The sequence below is a fragment of the Metapseudomonas otitidis genome, from assembly GCF_900111835.1.
Classification (GTDB): domain Bacteria; phylum Pseudomonadota; class Gammaproteobacteria; order Pseudomonadales; family Pseudomonadaceae; genus Metapseudomonas; species Metapseudomonas otitidis.
In genome coordinates this window covers 27823-45193 of sequence record NZ_FOJP01000005.1, presented here as the reverse complement: position 1 = coordinate 45193, position 17371 = coordinate 27823, and the positions used below count along the sequence as shown (strand labels likewise).

Sequence of the window (17371 nt, the reverse complement as noted above, 5' to 3'; positions counted from 1 at the left end):
CGTGGGTCTGCCTACCCGGTCATGCTCCGTTCATGTAGGACCCCGTAGGCCGATTCGCCCTGTTAAGATGGCCGCCTGCAAGGAAGGTGCTGAGACGTCGGCACTGCTGTCCACGGGAGTTGCAATGAACGTGCAAGTGATCATGCGTGACGGCGAAGCGGAATACGCCGTATTGCCTTGGGCCGATTACCAGGCGCTGCTGCAGGCCGCCGGACAGGCCGCACCCGCTTCGGCCCCCGCCGATACCCATCCCCTGCGCGAGCTGCGGGCACTGCGCGAGGCGCGTGGTCAGAGCATCGAGCAATTGGCGCGTGCGGTGGGCATCAGCCCGGTCTACCTGGGGTTGATCGAGGAGGGTGAGCGCGAGCCCGATGCCGCCATCCAGCGGTCCCTGGCCGTGACCCTGGGGATCGCCGGCTGGGAGGTGCAATGAGCGTACGCATCAGTCGCCAGCACTGGCAGTCGCTGTTGAATGAGCTGGATGATGCGCGGCGCCAGCGGCATCTCCTGACCTACCGGGCCTTGGTGGAGCGCCTGCAACTGCCGAGCCCGGCGATGCAGACCCTCACCGCTGCCCTGGAACACCTGGCGGCGCTGGATGCCCGGGCCGAGCGGCCATTGCGCAGCTCCCTGGTGATCAGCCAGGGCGCCAGTCGCCTGCCGCGTACCGGCTTCTTCGAATTCGTGGTGCGACTGGGGCGTTTCTCCGGTCCTCCGGACGGTGTGGCTGCTGCCTCCTGGCATGCCGCCGAGGTGGTTCGCGTCTTCGAATTCGACTACCCCGAGGAACCCTGATGGCCATCTGGAAGCTGCGGGCCTGGCTGGGTTATGCGGTGGCCCGCTGGCTGCTGCGTTTCCCGTCGCTGGTGCGCAACCCGCGTGCCTGGAACTGGATGCAGGGGCAGTACGCCCGGCAGGCCAACCTCGGGAATGTCGCGGCCCAGCGCTTCTATGGCCACCTGCTGTTGCACCGCGGCCAGGGCTTCGGTGCGCGGGAGGAGGGCATTCGCTTGTTGCGCCTGGCGGGCCAGGCCGGGGACGGCAAGTCGGCTTACCAACTGGGCGTGCTGGCATTGGCCGGTGATGCCCGGCAGGCACCGGATGCGGCCCAGGCCGCCCACTGGTGGAGCCTGGCGGAGCAGGCCGGCCACCCGCTCGCGGCGCGCAAGCTGGCGGACCTGTACCGCGAGGGCGGGCCGGGGCTGGTGGCGGATGTCGAGGCCGCCGAACGCATGGATCGTCGTGCCGCCCAGCTCGGGCTCTGAGTCGAACCTAGGCGCTGTACGAAAAGTCGTCGAGCGAAGGTCAGGCAAGGCGAAAACGCCCGAAGAAGCGCAGTTTACGTGTTGTAAATGAGCATTCTGATCGGACTCGCGCACGAGGGCGTTTTCAACGCAGCATCACCGAGCGCAGGCACTTTTCGTTCAACGCCTAGACTGCGTCGAGGATATGCAGGCTGTATCCGGGCACAGCCTTGGCGTGGCGCTTGGCCTCCGAGGCGAGGCCGGCCAGTTGCCCGGCATCCAGCTGGCTGCAGGCCTCAGGCGTCAGGTTCACCACGCCGATGGAGAGTGACAGCAGGGGGAACTCCTCGCGCTGGCCGCTGCGGTTGTGGGCGATGAAGCAGCCCGCCTGCAGGTGGTCGGCCCGGTAGAAGCGCCGGCACTGCCCCTGGAAGTCCTCCAGCAGGAAGTTGAGCTTGCTGCGCCAGTCATCCGAGCCCAGCACCAGCATGAAGTCATCCCCGCCGATGTGCCCGACGAAATCCCGCGCCGGGTCGACGCGCTCGTTCAGGCATTGCGCCAGGCACAGCAGCACTTCGTCGCCCTTGGCGTAGCCGTAGAGGTCGTTGAAGGGCTTGAAGCTGTCGATGTCCACGTAGCAGACCCGTGCGGCACGCCCCTGCTGAAGCAGGCGACTCAGGCACTGCTGGATGGGCACGTTGCCCGGTAGCAGGGTCAGCGGGTTGGCGTGGCGGGCCTGCTGGATCTTCATCTCGGTGATCAGCTTGAGCACGTCGATCACCCGCCCCAGGCCAAGGTAGCGCCCCTCGGAAATGATCACGAAGTCTTCCTCGATCCGCTGCCGCGCCCGGCTGGTGAGCAGGCGGCTGACCTGCTGCAGGGACTGGCCGATCTCCACGGCGAGGAAGTCATCGCTCATCAGCCGGCTGATGGGCTTGCGGGCGAACAGGTCGGTGGCGAAGGGCTTGAGCAGCGCATCGGAGAGCAGGTGGCGGTGGACGATGCCGATGGGCTGCTGCTGATCGTCCAGCACGGCCACCGAGTTCAGGTTGGCTTGCACGCGGAAGGCCTCCAGCACTTCGCTGATGGGCGTGTTGCGGTGCATCGCCGGTTGCTCGTTGAGCAGGGGCTTGAGGTCGGCGCTGTCCTCGCCCAGTTGGCTCTGGGCGCGGTCCAGCAGCGGCAGGTAGGCGCGGGCCTCTCGCGGCGGGTTCTCCTGGGGCCGGCAGAGCAGGTAACCCTGCACCAGGTCCAGGCCCATCTCGGCCAGCACGGCCAGTTCCTCGCTGAGTTCAATGCCCTCGGCGATGACCTGGGCGCGGGAGGCCTTGGCCATCTTCAGGATGGAGCCGACGAACTCGCGCTTCACCGCGTCCTGGTGGATGCCGTCGATGAAGTGGCGGTCGATCTTCACGTAATCGGGGCGCAGCTCCGACCACAGGCGCAGGCTGGAATAGCCCGCACCCAGGTCGTCCAGGGCGATGGAGAAGCCCATGGCGCGGTAGTGGTGCAGGGCGGTGTCGAGCAGGGCGAAGTCATCGGTGGGGGCATGCTCGGTGAGTTCGATGACCACCTCGCTCGGCGGGATGCCGAAAGCCTGCAGCATCTGCAGGGTGCGGCCCGGTTGGTGGGCCGGGTCCAGCAGGGATTCGGGGGAGACGTTGAGGAACAGCTTGCCGTCGAGCTTCAGCTCATGGAAGCGGGTGCAGGCGCGCTTGCGGCAGGCCATCTCCAGTTCGCTCAACCGTCCGGCGTGACGGGCCATGGCGAACAGGGTGACGGGGGAGTGCAGCGGGCTGTTGGAGGGGCCGCGGGTCAGGGCCTCGTAGCCGAGGATGCGCCGCTCGGAAAGGGAGAAGATCGGTTGGAACAGGCTGTTCAGGTCGCCGTGAGCGAGGATCTGGCCCAAGGCGCTCAACTGCTCGGTGACTGTCATGAGGGGCTCTCGTACAGGAGGCGCTAAAAGCAAGGGGCCGCATAAGCGGCCCCTGCATTTCACGACAGTTTCGTGACGATCTGATGACGCTCAGTGCTTGGCTACCGTGGTGTTCAGGCCCAGGTAATCCAGCAGGATCTGTCCGGTCTCGGTCAGGTAGGCGTCGTCTTCCGGCTTGGTCTTGTCGTCCTCCGGCAGGGCGTCCTCGTCTTCCCTTTTCAGCTCCTTGAGCAGGTCTTCGCCCTTGGCCTTGCGGCGGGCGTTTTCCATGGCCAACTGCTTGTTCTCGATATCGGTCTGCTGGGCGCGGCGCTTGGCTTCGTTGAGGCTGACGACGGTTTCCTTCATCAGCTTCTGGGCCAGTGCCAGGCGTTCGCGACTGTAGACGAAGTCCGGGTTGTGGGCGGTACGCGCGTCGTGGCGGGCCTTCAGCTCAGCCAGGAAGGGGCGGAAGGGGTCGACCTCCGGCTTGATCGCCGGGCGGATGCTGTCCCAGGGCATGGCCTCGGGCAGGGCGCTCTCGCCGATTTCCTTGGTATCCACCACCGAGGGATACTCGATGTCGGGAATCACGCCCTGGTGCTGGGTGCTCTGGCCGGAGACGCGGTAGAACTTGGCCAGGGTCAGCTTCAGTTCGCCATGGTTCAGCGGCTGGATGGTCTGCACGGTGCCCTTGCCGAAGGTCTGGCCGCCGATGATGAGCGCACGGTGGTAGTCCTGCATGGCGCCGGCGAAGATCTCCGAGGCCGAGGCGGACAGTCGGTTCACCAGCACGGCCATCGGGCCCTTGTAGAACACGCCGCTGTTCTCGTCGGCCAGCACGTCGACGCGGCCGTCGCTGTTGCGTACCAGCACGGTGGGGCCCTGGTCGATGAACAGGCCGGTCAGTTCGGTGGCTTCCTGCAGGGAACCGCCGCCGTTGTTGCGCAGGTCGATGACCACGCCGTCGACGTTTTCCTTCTGCAGCTCACCCAGCAGCTTCTTCACGTCGCGGGTGGTGCTCTTGTACTCGGGGTCGCCGGCGCGGAAGGCCTTGAAGTCCAGGTAGAAGGCTGGAACCTCGATCACGCCGAGCTTGAACGGATGGCCGTCGTGCTCGAGCTTGAGCACCGATTTCTTCGCGGCCTGCTCCTCCAGCTTCACTGCCTCACGGGTGATGGAGACGATCTTGCTGGTCTGGTCGTTCGGGGCGTTGCTGGCAGGCACCACTTCCAGGCGGACCACAGAACCTTTCGGTCCGCGGATCAGCTTGACCACTTCGTCCAGGCGCCAGCCGATCACGTCGACCATCTCGCCGTTGCCCTGGGCAACGCCGACGATCTTGTCGGCCGGGGCGATCTGCTTGCTCTTCTCGGCGGGGCCGGCCGGAACCAGGCGTACCACCTTCACATGCTCGCTGTCGCTCTGCAGGACGGCACCGATGCCTTCCAGCGACAGGCTCATGTTGATGTCGAAGTTCTCGGCGTTGTCCGGGGAGAGGTACTGGGTGTGGGGGTCGTAGGTCTGGGCGAAGGCGTTGATGTAGGCCTGGAAGATGTCTTCGCCACGGGTCTGCTCAAGGCGCGAAAGCTGGTTCTTGTAGCGCTTGATCAGCAGCTCCTGGATGGCCTTGGGCTCCTTGTTGGCGAGCTTCAGGCGCAGGACCTCGTCCTTCACGCGCTTGCGCCACAGGTCGTCCAGTGCGGCGCTGTCCTTGGCCCAGGTGGCTTTCTCGCGGTCGGTTTCGAGGGTCTCGTCGACGGTGAAGTCGATCTTGTCGACGCCCTTCTCGAGCATCGCCAGGGCGAAGTCCAGACGCTCCTTCAGGCGGTCGAGGTGGCGCTTGTAGATGCTGAAGCCGGGCTGCAGGTCACCCTTCTTCAGGAAGTCGTCGAACTGCGTCTTCCAGGCGTTGAATTCGGCGATGTCACCCGCGGTGAAGTACATCTTCGCCGGGTCGAGCATCTTGAGGTAGCCCTCGTAGATCTTCACCGAGCGTTCGTCGTTGAGCGGGGGCTTGTTGTAGTGGTGGCGCTTGAGCAGCTCGACCACGTTGAGGCTGGCGATCACCTGCTCGCGGTCCGGCTGGAGGGAGTCCCAGCTGTCGCTTGCCGAGGTGGTGGAGGCATGCAGCGGGAGCGCGCTGATGCTGAAAACGAACGCAAGGGCGGAGCAGATCAGAGAACGCTTCATGCTGATTCGACGTCGGGGCAGGTGATAACGCATATTAGGCCGTATTTGAGGGCGCCGGGTTCCTTCGGCGCAAAGCAAAAGCCCGGCGGTCAGCGCCGGGCGGGTCCGGGGTCACTATGGAGGCAGCGTGAAAGCATTGCAAGGCATTGAAGGCCGCGTGGAGTGGGCAGAGCGCACGGTTCCGAGCTGTGATGTGGGCCAGGTCCGAATCCGTGTCGCCGCGGCAGGTTTGAACCGTGCCGACCTGCTCCAGGCAGCGGGTCATTACCCCCCACCGCCGGGGGCCAGTGACGTGATCGGGCTGGAGTGTTCCGGGGTGATCACCGAGGTCGGTCCCGGGTGCGCCTGGGAGGTTGGCGATCGGGTCTGTGCACTGCTCGCGGGCGGTGGCATGGCCGAGGAGGTGGTGGTGGATGCCCGCCACGCGCTGCCGGTGCCGGAGGGGCTGTCCCTGGCCGAGGCGGCCGCTGTGCCCGAGGTGTATGCCACCGCCTGGCTCAACCTGTTCCAGCTCGCCGCGCTCGGCCCGGGTGAGAAGGTGCTGCTGCACGCGGGCGCCAGCGGCGTCGGCTCGGCGGCCATCCAGTTGTGCAAGGCGTTCGGCAACCCGGTCTGGGTCAGCGTGGGTTCAGCTGAACGGCTGGCTTATTGTGTGGGCCTGGGTGCCCAGGGCGGCGCGTTGCGCGGCGATGACCTGCAGGGCCTCAAGGATTTCGGTCCGTTCGACGTGATCCTCGATCCGGTCGGCGGCAACTATGCCGCGCTGAACCTCGACTTGCTGGCCCGCGACGGCCGCTGGGTCAACATCGGCCTCATGGGCGGCCGCAAGGCCGAGCTGGACATGGCCCAGGTGCTGGGTAAGCGCATCCAGCTCATCGGCTCCACCCTGCGCAACCGCGACGACGCCTTCAAGGCCGACCTGCTGCGCGATTTGCACCAGCAGGTCTGGCCGCTGTTCACCGAGGGGCGTGTGAAGCCGCAGCTGGAAAAGGCCTTCGCGGCGGCCGACGTCCAGCTCGCATTCGACATGCTCGCCGGCAACCAGGTGGCCGGCAAGCTGGTGGTCATACTGGACGAGAGCCTGTCGTGATGGTCTGATCGTCGGCCGTTCATCGGCGAATTCTCGGCGCAGACGGCCTCGCCAACGCCTGCTGAATCGCTGCAGGCCCCGTAGTCACTGGCCTGCAGCATTGATTTAGTAAACCAATGATGGCGATGCTCTCAATCAATAAGCTCTTTACCGAGTAACCGCCTAGTATTCGTCGGGTAGATTTTTCAACCCACCCTTCACCCATGGAAAAGAGGTCTAACTGGATGTCTCTGATCAATACCTCCGTACAACCCTTCAAGGTCAACGCTTTCCACAATGGCAAGTTCATTGAGGTCACCGAAGAGTCCCTCAAGGGCAAGTGGTCGGTCCTAATCTTCATGCCGGCAGCCTTCACCTTCAACTGCCCGACCGAGATCGAAGACGCCGCCAACAACTACGCCGAGTTCCAGAAGGCTGGTGCCGAGGTCTACATCGTGACCACCGACACCCACTTCTCCCACAAGGTGTGGCACGAAACCTCCCCGGCGGTCGGCAAGGCTCAGTTCCCGCTGATCGGCGACCCGACCCACCAGCTGACCAACGCCTTCGGCGTGCACATTCCGGAAGAAGGCCTGGCCCTGCGCGGCACCTTCGTGATCAACCCGGAAGGCGTCATCAAGACCGTCGAGATCCACTCCAACGAGATCGCCCGTGACGTGTCCGAGACCCTGCGCAAGCTGAAAGCTGCCCAGTACACCGCTGCCCACCCGGGCGAAGTGTGCCCGGCCAAGTGGAAGGAAGGCGCCGCTACCCTGGCCCCGTCCCTGGACCTGGTCGGCAAGATCTAAGTCACGCAATACCCTTCCCCCGGTGGCCGGCCGACCAGCTGGCCACCCTGCACAAAGCCCGAATCCGAGCGAGCAGGGCGGACGCGTCAGCGTCCGTCGCGGGGACCCCTTACGCCCGAAATACCCAAGGAGTCAGTCATGTTGGACGCCAATCTTAAAACCCAGTTGAAGGCCTACCTGGAAAAGGTCACCCAGCCGTTCGAGATCGTCGCGTCCCTCGATGACAGCGACAAATCCCGCGAGCTGCGTGAACTCCTGCAGGAAATCGTCGGCCTGACCGACAAGATCACCCTGCGCGAAGACGGCAACGACGCCCGCAAGCCCTCCTTCGCCCTGGAGCGCCCGGGTGCCGACATCAGCCTGCGCTTCGCCGGCATCCCCATGGGCCACGAGTTCACCTCCCTGGTCCTGGCCCTGCTCCAGGTCGGCGGCCACCCGTCCAAGCTGGACGTCGCCGTGATCGAGCAGATCAAGAACCTCGAAGGCGAATTCAACTTCGAAACCTACTTCTCGCTGTCCTGCCAGAACTGCCCCGACGTGGTGCAGGCGCTGAACCTGATGGCCGTGCTCAACCCCAACATCCGCAACGTGTCCATCGACGGCGCGCTGTTCCAGGACGAGGTCGAGCAGCGCCAGGTCATGTCCGTGCCCAGCATCTACCTGAACGGTGAGCTGTTCGCCCAGGGCCGCATGGGCGCGGAAGAGATCCTCGCCAAGATCGACACCGGCGCCGCCGCCCGCGACGCCGAGAAGCTCAGCGCCAAGGAGGCCTTCGACGTGCTGGTGGTGGGCGGTGGCCCGGCCGGTGCCTCGGCCGCCATCTATGCCGCCCGCAAGGGCATCCGCACCGGCGTTGCCGCCGAGCGCTTCGGCGGCCAGGTGCTGGACACCATGGCCATCGAGAACTTCATCTCCGTCCCAGAGACCGAAGGCCCGAAACTGGCCCGCGCGCTGGAAGAGCACGTCAAGCACTACGACGTCGACATCATGAACCTGCAGCGTGCCAGCGCCCTGATCCCGGCCAAGGCCGAAGGTGGCCTGCACGAAGTCAAGTTCGAGAGCGGTGCCAGCCTCAAGGCCAAGACCGTGATCCTCGCCACCGGCGCCCGCTGGCGTGAAATGAACGTCCCCGGTGAGCAGGAATACCGCGGCCGTGGCGTCGCCTACTGCCCGCACTGCGATGGCCCGCTGTTCAAGGGCAAGCGCGTTGCGGTGATCGGCGGGGGCAACTCCGGTGTCGAGGCGGCCATCGACCTGGCCGGTATCGTCGCCCACGTCACCCTGATCGAGTTCGACAGCAAGCTGCGCGCCGACGCCGTGCTGCAGAAGAAGCTGCACAGCCTGCCCAACGTCGAGGTGATCACCAGTGCGCTGACCAGCGAAGTGAAGGGCGACGGCCAGAAGGTCACCGGCCTGACCTACAAGGACCGCACCAACGACGAGTTCAAGACCCTGGAGCTGGAAGGCATCTTCGTGCAGATCGGCCTGCTGCCCAACAGCGACTGGCTGAAAGGCACCGTCGAGCTCAGCCCCCGTGGCGAGATCATCGTCGACGCCCGTGGCGAGACCTCGCTGCCCGGCATCTTCGCCGCTGGCGACGTCACCACCGTGCCGTACAAGCAGATCGTCATCGCGGTTGGCGAGGGTGCCAAGGCTTCCCTCAGCGCCTTCGATCACCTGATCCGCAACTGATCGGTCGACGCTCCACCCCAAAAGGCAGCCCTCGGGCTGCCTTTTTTGGTTAGTGCGAGTCGTCCATGCCGACGCCGGACATGCTCCTTGGGCGATCCATGGGCAGCGATTATGCTCGGCGCTCTTTTGCCGACAGCACCGCACCCACCGTATCCAGGCCAATCGACAGGGAGTCCCCGTGAGCCTTCACATCCGCCCGGCCGTGCGCAGCGACGCCAGCCAGATCCTCACCTTCATCCTCGAACTGGCCCGCTATGAAAAGGCCGAGCACCAGGTGGTCGCCACCGTCCCGGATATCGAGCAGAGCCTGTTCGCCAGCGACTCGCCGGCCCAGGCGTTGATCTGCGAGGTGGAGGGGCAGCCCATCGGCTTCGCCGTCTACTACTTCGCCTATTCCACCTGGCTGGGCCGCAAGAGCCTGTACCTGGAAGACCTCTACGTCTCCCCCGAGCGCCGTGGCCTGGGCGCCGGCAAGGCGTTGCTCGCGTACCTGGCTCGGGTGGCCTGCGAGAGCGGCTGCCGCCGCATGGAATGGATGGTGATGGAGTGGAACGAGCCCGCGCTGGCCTTCTATCGCCGCCTGGGCGCGAGCCCTCTGGAGGACCTGGTGCGCTATCGCCTCGCCGACGACGCACTCCAGGCCCTGGCTGAAACCCGCCCGGCCTGAAGCGGCTGTTCGGCGCCTCAGGCCGGGGTGCCGACGCCGAAGACCCGGGCCAGGTGCGCCTGGTAGCGGGCCACGTCGCCCTCGATGTCGGGGCGCTTCATCACATCCACCGCGAGGAAGGTCGGCAGCGGCTGCATGCCGAGGAACTGGTTGGCCTTGTGGAAGGGGAAGTACACCGCGTCCACATCCTTGGCTTCGAAGAAGTCGGTGGGGTCGTCGAAGGCCTGCCGGGGCGCATTCCAGGTGGCGGAGATCATGTAGCGCTTGCCCTGCAGCAGGCCGCCGCTGCCGTACTTCTGCGAGGCGTCCGAGCGGGTACGGCCATCGTTGGCGTAGAGGCTGCCATGGCCGGCGGTGAACACCTCGTCGATGTAGCGCTTCACCGTCCAGGGCGCGCCCATCCACCAACCCGGCATCTGCCAGACGATCACGTCGGCCCAGAGGAATTTCTGCACTTCCTCGGCGATGTCGTAGCCGCCGTCGATGAAGGTGGCCTGCACCTCGAGTCCGGCGCGGTCGAGGAAGGCGAGGGCCGCCTCGTGCAGGGTCTGGTTGTAGCGGCCGTCGGAGTGGGCGAACTGCTTGCCGCCGTTGAGCAGGAGGATCTTTTTCATGGCCAGGGCCTCATGGGAGCGAAGAATGGCCGGCAGCGTAGCGGGCGATAGGTGCGGGAAACACCGTCTCCCGTTCAAATCGCCTTTGCGTGAAAGTCATGAATCGGTCGCTGACCCGTGCGCTAGGCTGGCGCTCCCTTTCGACCCCCGACGGAGTGTCCATGATCGCGCCCTATGCCTTCATCCTTCATGCCCAGTTGCGCCCGGAGAAAGCCGATGACTTCGAGGCGCTGTTCCGCGCCTACGTCGAACCCAGCCGCGCCGAGGCCGGCTGCCTGGAGTACCACATGCTGCGGGATGCCCAGGACCCGACGCTGTTCATCTTCTTCGAGGTCTGGCGCTCGCGGGCGGATCTGGAGTTCCACGCCGCCTTGCCCCACATGCAGGCGTTCCATGCCAGGCGCATGGAGTACCTGGTGCGGGATTTCGAGATCCGCGAGGTGGCGGTGCTCGGCGAGGGGGGGAGGAGGGCGCGTTGAGGGGCGTGCGGGGCTTCAGGTGTTCTGAAAACCCTCCGGGATCTGGACGCCGCTGATCTTCCCGGACTGAAGTCCGGGCTACGTCCGGGCTACGGCCAGGAACAAGGCGGGGCGGTCAGGCTTCCTGGGCGCGGTAGGCGCCGGGGGTGAGCCCCGTCCATTTCTTGAAGGCACGGTGGAAGGCCGAGGGCTCGGAGAAGCCGAGCTGCTCGGCCAGGTCCTGGATGGACAGCTCGTCCCGCCCCAGGTGGTAGATCGCCAGGTCCCGGCGCAGGTGGTCCTTCAGTTCCTGAAAGCTGGAGCCTTCTTCCCGCAGGTGGCGGCGCAGGGTCTGCGGGCTCATGTGCAGCTGCTGGGCGACCCGCTCCAGGTCCGGCCAGGTGCGGCAGTCGCGCCCCAGCAGGCGGCGGATCTGGCTGGTCAGGCTGTCGCCGCCATCCGGGCGGGCCAGCAGGTCGGCGGGGGAGTGTTCGAGGAAGTGCTTCAGCGTGCGCTCGTCCTGCAGCAGCGGCATGGCCAGGTAGCGCGCGTTGAACAGCAGGCTGGTGCCCATCGCGCCGAAGCGGCGAGCGGTGGGGAAGAGCAGCTCGTACTCGGCCACGTGCTCCGGCTCGGCATAGGCGAAGGTGGCTTCCTCCAGGCGGATGCGCTGGCCGATCAGCCAACTGCCCAGGCGGTGCCAGATCACCAGCAGGCTCTCCACCAGGAAGTGGTCCGGGTCCCAGAGCATGCTGTCGTCCACGCTCAGGCGCACGCACTCGCCCTCGCGCTCCAGGCGGATCATCGGGGCTTCCGGGAACAACCCGTAGAACAGCGCACCGCGCACCAGGGCCTTTTCCAGGGACCGGCAATGGATGATGGCGTGGCACATCATGGCGAAGGTGCCGCGCTTGCTGCGCTGCCGGCCGAAGCCCATGTACTCGTCGTCCAGCGCTTCCCACAGCAACTGCATCAGCCGGCTGAACTGCTCGGGAGCGACCCGTGCGCGGGGCTCCTCCAGAAGGGCCGGGTGGATCCCGGCCTGCCTGAGGAGGGCACTGCAGTCCAGGCCATGACGCGCCGGACCACGCAGGGCGGCACGGACGAAATGGCTGGCAATGGTGCGCTCGCGCATGGGGCGGATTCCCGGTCTGGAGGTGGTCGATGGTAGGGCGCTGCCGGAACGCGCCACAAGGGGCGCGGTGGCGGAAATCCCCCCGGCAGGACGGCGGAAACCCGCCTGAAACAACCGGATCTTGAGTCGCGTGGTTGGGCGTGGGCTTAGTGCCACAAGGCTTGTGGGACTTTCTTGAAGTTGGCACAAGGGCTGCAAAAGGCAGCTGCCGTCCAATGGTTTGGGCCGCAGAACAAGAAAGCCTCCCGGCAAGGGAGGAGCCAGATACCCGGTGCTGCGGGTCCGTTACGGACCTGGTCCCCAGCGCCCGAGAGGAACTGCCATGACCCGTCAACCCCTCTACAAAAGCCTCTATGTCCAGGTGCTGGTGGCCATCGCCATCGGTATCCTCATCGGGCACTTCTACCCGCAGACCGGCGTAGCCCTGAAACCCTTGGGCGACAGCTTCGTCAAGCTGATCAAGATGGCCATCGCCCCGATCATCTTCTGCACCGTGGTGACCGGCATCGCCGGCATGCAGAGCATGAAGGCCGTGGGCAAGACCGGTGGCTACGCGCTGCTGTACTTCGAGGTCGTGTCCACCCTGGCCCTGATCATCGGCCTGGTGGTGGTCAACGTCGCCCAGCCCGGCGCCGGCATGCATGTCGACCCGACCACCCTGGACACCAAGGGCATCGCGGCCTACGCGGCGGCGGGCGAGAAGCAGTCCACCATCGACTTCCTGATGAACGTGATTCCGGGAACCGTGGTCGGCGCCTTCGCCAATGGCGACATCCTCCAGGTGCTGTTCTTCTCCGTGCTGTTCGGCTACGCCCTGCACCGCCTGGGTGACTACGGTCGCCCTGTGTTCGAGTTCATCGAGCGCATCTCCCAGGTGATGTTCAACATCATCAACGTGATCATGAAGGTCGCGCCCATCGGTGCCTTCGGTGCCATGGCCTTCACCATCGGCGCCTACGGTGTGGGCTCGCTGGTGCAGCTCGGCCAACTGATGGCCTGCTTCTACATCACCTGCCTGCTGTTCGTGCTCATCGTCCTGGGCAGCATCGCCCGTGCCCACGGCTTCAGCATCCTCAAGTTCATCAAGTACATCCGCGAAGAACTGCTGATCGTGCTGGGCACCTCCTCCTCCGAGTCCGCCCTGCCGCGCATGATCGACAAGCTGCAGAAACTGGGCGCCGACAAGTCCGTCGTTGGCCTGGTGATCCCCACCGGCTACTCCTTCAACCTCGACGGCACCTCCATCTACCTGACCATGGCCGCCGTGTTCATCGCCCAGGCCACCGACACCCCGATGGACATCACCCACCAGATCACCCTGCTGCTGGTGCTGCTGATCGCTTCCAAGGGCGCTGCCGGCGTCACCGGCAGTGGCTTCATCGTCCTCGCCGCCACCCTCTCCGCCGTCGGCCACCTGCCGGTCGCCGGCCTGGCGCTGATCCTCGGCATCGACCGCTTCATGTCCGAAGCCCGCGCCCTGACCAACCTGGTCGGCAACGGCGTCGCCACCCTGGTGGTCGCCAAGTGGTGCAAGCAGCTGGACACCGACACCCTGAACCGCGAGCTGGCCGGCAACGGTTCGACGGCTGTGGACGTTGCCAGTGCGGGTGACGCCCAGCGCGCCTGATAGCGTTTCAACGGTTTCTCCTCCCTCCCCACGGGGAGGAGCCTTTCCAAGCCCGTCTCAGGACGGGCTTTTTTATGCCCGGAAGCCCACACCGCCCCCAAGAGCGCATCGGTCAATCCACCCTGAGCGCTTGCGTCATTGAGCGGCCATTCGGCCGACGCCTACCCTGCGGGACGATTCCAACAGGGGGGACCCCGCATGCAACGCCAGCACTTCGAGACCGAGCACAACCTGTTCCGCGACGCCTTCAGTGCCTTCCTGCAGAAGGAAGTGGTGCCGCACCAGGACGAATGGGAAGCCGCCGGGGTGGTGGACCGCAGCGTGTGGAAGAAGGCAGGGGAAATGGGGTTCCTGCTGCCGTGGGCGGACGAGACGTACGGCGGGGCGGGGCTCAAGGACTTCCGCTACGAACAGATCATGTGTGAGGAACTGGCGGCCATCAACGAGCCCGGTTTCATGATCCCGCTGCACTCCGCCCTGTGTGGCCCATACATCGCCGAGTACGGCAGTGAGGAGCAGAAGGCCCGCCTGCTGCCGGGGATCATTCGCGGCGAGATCATCCTCGCCGTGGCGATGACCGAGCCGTCCGCCGGCTCCGACCTGGCCGGCATGCGCACCACCGCCGTGGACAAGGGCGACCACTACGAGCTGAACGGCTCCAAGGTGTTCATCTCCAACGGCCTGCTGGCCGACGTGGTGATAGTCGCCGCCAAGACCGATCCGGCGAACAAGCACGCCATGGGCCTGTTCCTGGTGGAGCGGGGCATGGAGGGCTTCGAGCGCGGGCGCAACCTGAAGAAGCTGGGCATGAAGAGCCAGGACACCGCCGAGCTGTTCTTCAACAACGTCAAGGTGCCCAAGGCCAACCTGCTGGGCGATGCCAAGGGCGGCTTCTTCTACCTGATGAACATGCTCGCCCAGGAGCGCCTGACCAACGCCTGCGGCGCGGTGGCCGGTGCCGAAGCGGCGCTGCAGACCACCCTCGACTACGTGAAGGAGCGCAAGGCCTTCGATCGGCCCGTCTCCCACTTCCAGAACACCCGCTTCAAACTGGCCGAGATGCGCACCCAGATCGACGTCGCCCAGGTGTTCACCGACCGCTGCGTGATGGACCACAACCAGAAGAAGCTCACACCCGAAGTGGCCGCCGAGGCCAAGCTGTTCACCACCGAACTGCTGTGCAAGGTGGTGGATGAAGGCGTGCAGCTGCACGGCGGCTGGGGCTACATGTGGGAGTACCCGATCTGCAAGATGTACGCGAATGCGCGCATCCAGCGCATCTTCGCTGGCACCTCGGAAATCATGAAGGAGATCATCAGCCGCGGGATGAAGCTCTGAGCCCTGTCCCGGCTGCCACCGCCATGCCTGACGGCCAGGAGGCCACTGCCATGAATGCCACTGCTTCCCCGGGCGCCATCGACGCCTGGGCCCAACCCGCCAACGGCCGCGCCCGGCAACTGCTGCCGGAGGTGGTGCGGTTGTTCGAGAAGTCCGGCTCCGCGCACCTGCTGGACCAGCCCCTGACCCCGGCGCAGACCGTGGCGGCCATGGACGAGGCCGGGGTGGAGAAGCTGATGCTGGCAGCCTGGTGCCGGCCGGAAGGGTGGGTCTTCGACAACGACCTGGTGGCCGAGTACACCCGTGCCTTCCCCGACCGCTTCGTCGGGGTCGCCACCGTGGACCTGGCGCGCCCCATGGCGGCCCTGCGCGAGCTGGAGCGGGCGGTGCAGGAGCTGGGCTGCAAGGCGCTGCGCATCGTGCCCTGGCTGTGGAAGCTGCCGCCCAATCACCGGCTCTACTACCCGCTGTACGCCAAGTGCATCGAGCTGGACATTCCCTTCTGCACCCAGGTCGGCCACACCGGGCCGCTGATGCCTTCGGAGACCGGACGGCCGGTGCCCTACCTGGACGAGGTGGCGCTGGACTTCCCCGAGCTGCGCATCGTCGCCGGGCACATCGGCCATCCCTGGACGGAGGAGATGATCGGGCTGGCCTGGAAGCACGACAACATATTCATCGACACCTCCGCCTACCTGCCGCGCTACTACCCCCAGGCGCTGCTGCACTACATGGCCAGCTACGGGCGGGACAAGGTGCTGTTCGGCAGCAACTTCCCGCAGCTGTCGTTGCAGCAGTGCATGGAGCAGGTCCGCGCCCTGGGGCTCAGGCCGGAGGTGGAGGCCGCCTTCCTGCAGGGCAATGCCCGGCGGGTGTTCCGCCTCTGAATCGCGCGGCCGGGAGGGCCGCCTGGCACCAGCCTCCACCACAACGACAAGCACAAGGGGGACGGGATGACTGACGCACTGCCATTGCAACAACTGGCCCACTGGGTCACCACCACGCCTGACCGGGTCTGGCTGCGCCAGCCGGTGGCGCGCCACTGGCGCACGCTCACCTGGCGCCAGGCCGACGACCAGGCCCGGCGTATGGCCAGCGCCTTGCGCGCCCTGGGCTGCGAACCGGGGGACCGCGTCGCGATCCTGGCGAAGAATTGCGCCGAGTGGGTGCTGAGCGACCTGGCGATCATGCTAGCCGGGCTGGTCAGCGTTCCGCTCTACCCGCTGCAATCGGCCGAAAGCATCGACTACGTGCTGCGCCATGCCGGCTGCAAGGTGATCATCCTCGGCAAGCTGGACGACCCCGAGCGTCTGGCGCCGGGCCTGCCCGAGACGCTGGCGCGCATCGCCATGCCCTATCCGACCCTGCCGGCCGAGCACGCCTGGGACGACCTGCTGCGTCGCCATCCGCCCCTGGAGGATGCCCACTGGCAGCAGCCCGACGACCTGCTGAGCATCCTCTACACCTCCGGCACCACCGGCCAGCCCAAGGGGGTGATGCACAGGGCCCGGGCCTTTGCCTTCGCTTCCAGCCGCTCGGTGCGGGAAATGGGCCTGGGGCCCGAGGAGCAGTTCGTTTCCTACCTGCCCCTGTCCCACGCGGCCGAACGCTTCCTGGTGGAGAGCAACAGCCTGTACAGCGGGGGCAGCATCGCCTTCGTCGAATCCCTGGAGACCTTCGCCGAGGACCTGCGGATCATCCGCCCCACGGTGTTCTTCTCGGTGCCGCGCCTGTGGACGCGCTTCCAGCAGGGCGTGCTGGAGAAGCTGCCCCAGGCGAAGCTGGAGCGCCTGCTGCGCCTCCCTCTGCTGGGCGGCCTGGTGGCCCGGCGCATCCGCCGAGCCCTCGGGCTGGACCGTGCGCGGGTGCTGGTGAGTGGCGCCGCACCGATCCCGGTGGCGCTGCTGAGCTGGTACCAGCGCCTGGGCATGACCATTTGCGAGGGCTACGGCATGACCGAGAACTTCGCCTACGGCAACTTCAACCGGCCCGGGCAGGTGCGCTTCGGCACGGTCGGCCGGGTCATGCCCGACAACGAGCTGCGCATCGCCGAGGACGGCGAGGTGCTCTATCGCAGCCCCAGCCTGATGACCGGCTATTACCGGGAACCGGAGAAAACTGCCGAGACCCTGCGTGATGGCTGGCTGCACACCGGCGACAAGGGCCAGGTGGACGAGGAGGGCTACCTGCGCATCACCGGGCGGGTGAAGGACATCTTCAAGACCAGCAAGGGCAAGTACGTGGCCCCGGCGCCCATCGAGGGCGAACTCGCCAAGAGCCACTGGGTGGAGCAGGTGTGCCTGATGGGCAGCGGCCTGGACCAGCCACTGGCGCTGCTGGAGCTGAGCCCGGCAGCCCGTGCCGAGGCCCGCGAGCAGCTGGAGCGCGACCTGCTCTCGGTGCTGGAGCGGGTGAACGCTACGCTGTTGCCCCATGAGCGCATCCGCCATCTGGTGCTGGTGCGCGAACCCTGGACGGTGGACAACGGCTGCATGACACCCACCATGAAGATCCGCCGCAACGTACTGGAAGACCGCTTCGCCGCGCTGGCCGCCGGGCTCGACCCGCAGCGGCCGTTGCATTGGGAATGAACCGAACCTGGGAGTCGCC

General features: G+C 66.1%; 16 protein-coding genes. 12 read left to right on the top strand and 4 right to left on the bottom strand.

The genetic code is table 11. The features are described 5' to 3' along the window. Window positions 1–124: 124 nt before the first annotated feature. Genes BM198_RS07435 through BM198_RS07425 form a run of 3 tightly spaced genes read left to right on the top strand, consistent with a single transcriptional unit; the run spans window position 125 to window position 1265 of the window. Window positions 125–433 (top strand): helix-turn-helix domain-containing protein, encoded by a 309-nt coding sequence (locus tag BM198_RS07435; protein ID WP_069560867.1) that lies wholly within the window; start codon window positions 125–127, stop codon window positions 431–433. Further along, window positions 430–795, top strand: coding sequence for a hypothetical protein (locus tag BM198_RS07430; RefSeq protein WP_044406163.1), 366 nt, complete (start codon window positions 430–432; stop codon window positions 793–795). The genes BM198_RS07435 and BM198_RS07430 overlap by 4 nt, the downstream gene beginning before the upstream one ends. After that, window positions 795–1265 (top strand): SEL1-like repeat protein, encoded by a 471-nt coding sequence (locus BM198_RS07425; protein ID WP_074968941.1) that lies wholly within the window; start codon window positions 795–797, stop codon window positions 1263–1265. The genes BM198_RS07430 and BM198_RS07425 overlap by 1 nt, the downstream gene beginning before the upstream one ends. Window positions 1266–1431: 166 nt before the next feature. Here BM198_RS07425 and BM198_RS07415 read toward each other — a convergent pair whose 3' ends face one another. Continuing rightward, window positions 1432–3180 carry a bifunctional diguanylate cyclase/phosphodiesterase gene (locus BM198_RS07415; protein WP_044406157.1) on the bottom strand — a complete coding sequence of 583 codons (1749 nt, stop codon included), beginning with the start codon at window positions 3178–3180 and terminating at the stop codon, window positions 1432–1434. 90 nt (window positions 3181–3270) lie between these two features. Beyond that, a complete protein-coding gene (locus BM198_RS07410) occupies window positions 3271–5352 on the bottom strand; it encodes a carboxy terminal-processing peptidase (protein WP_074968939.1) in 2082 nt (693 codons plus the stop codon). Window positions 5353–5479: 127 nt separating this feature from the next. Between BM198_RS07410 and BM198_RS07405 the strand changes: the two genes are divergently transcribed. From BM198_RS07405 to BM198_RS07390, 4 genes are all read left to right on the top strand, one after another. Beyond that, a complete protein-coding gene (locus tag BM198_RS07405; protein ID WP_074968937.1) occupies window positions 5480–6442 on the top strand; it encodes an NAD(P)H-quinone oxidoreductase in 963 nt (320 codons plus the stop codon). Between the two features lie 224 nt (window positions 6443–6666). Continuing rightward, window positions 6667–7230, top strand: coding sequence for an alkyl hydroperoxide reductase subunit C (ahpC, locus tag BM198_RS07400; protein WP_044406148.1), 564 nt, complete (start codon window positions 6667–6669; stop codon window positions 7228–7230). Between the two features lie 138 nt (window positions 7231–7368). Continuing rightward, the gene (ahpF, locus tag BM198_RS07395; protein WP_074968935.1) at window positions 7369–8922 is read left to right on the top strand and encodes an alkyl hydroperoxide reductase subunit F; all 1554 of its coding nucleotides are present in this window, start codon (window positions 7369–7371) and stop codon (window positions 8920–8922) included. Window positions 8923–9100: 178 nt separating this feature from the next. Beyond that, window positions 9101–9589: a GNAT family N-acetyltransferase gene (locus BM198_RS07390; RefSeq protein WP_074968933.1), complete on the top strand. Its 489-nt coding sequence runs from the start codon at window positions 9101–9103 to the stop codon at window positions 9587–9589. 17 nt (window positions 9590–9606) lie between these two features. Here the strand turns inward: BM198_RS07390 and BM198_RS07385 are convergent, their stop codons facing one another. Further along, window positions 9607–10203: an NADPH:quinone oxidoreductase MdaB gene (locus tag BM198_RS07385; protein WP_074968931.1), complete on the bottom strand. Its 597-nt coding sequence runs from the start codon at window positions 10201–10203 to the stop codon at window positions 9607–9609. Between the two features lie 161 nt (window positions 10204–10364). On the opposite strand from BM198_RS07385, the gene BM198_RS07380 reads away from it, so the two are divergent. Then, a complete protein-coding gene (locus BM198_RS07380; RefSeq protein WP_074968929.1) occupies window positions 10365–10682 on the top strand; it encodes a putative quinol monooxygenase in 318 nt (105 codons plus the stop codon). Between the two features lie 115 nt (window positions 10683–10797). Here the strand turns inward: BM198_RS07380 and BM198_RS07375 are convergent, their stop codons facing one another. After that, window positions 10798–11796, bottom strand: a complete 999-nt coding sequence (locus BM198_RS07375) for an AraC family transcriptional regulator (protein ID WP_044406132.1) — start codon at window positions 11794–11796, stop codon at window positions 10798–10800. Window positions 11797–12118: 322 nt separating this feature from the next. On the opposite strand from BM198_RS07375, the gene BM198_RS07370 reads away from it, so the two are divergent. From BM198_RS07370 to BM198_RS07355, 4 genes are all read left to right on the top strand, one after another. After that, complete coding sequence (locus BM198_RS07370) at window positions 12119–13423, top strand: dicarboxylate/amino acid:cation symporter (RefSeq protein WP_074968927.1); 1305 nt, start codon at window positions 12119–12121, stop codon at window positions 13421–13423. Between the two features lie 198 nt (window positions 13424–13621). Beyond that, window positions 13622–14761 (top strand): acyl-CoA dehydrogenase family protein, encoded by a 1140-nt coding sequence (locus BM198_RS07365; RefSeq protein WP_044406126.1) that lies wholly within the window; start codon window positions 13622–13624, stop codon window positions 14759–14761. A gap of 50 nt (window positions 14762–14811) precedes the next feature. Then, on the top strand, window positions 14812–15648 hold the full coding sequence (locus BM198_RS07360; protein ID WP_074968925.1) for an amidohydrolase family protein: 837 nt from the start codon (window positions 14812–14814) through the stop codon (window positions 15646–15648). Between the two features lie 66 nt (window positions 15649–15714). Then, complete coding sequence (locus BM198_RS07355) at window positions 15715–17352, top strand: AMP-binding protein (protein ID WP_074968924.1); 1638 nt, start codon at window positions 15715–15717, stop codon at window positions 17350–17352. Window positions 17353–17371 lie beyond the last annotated feature (19 nt).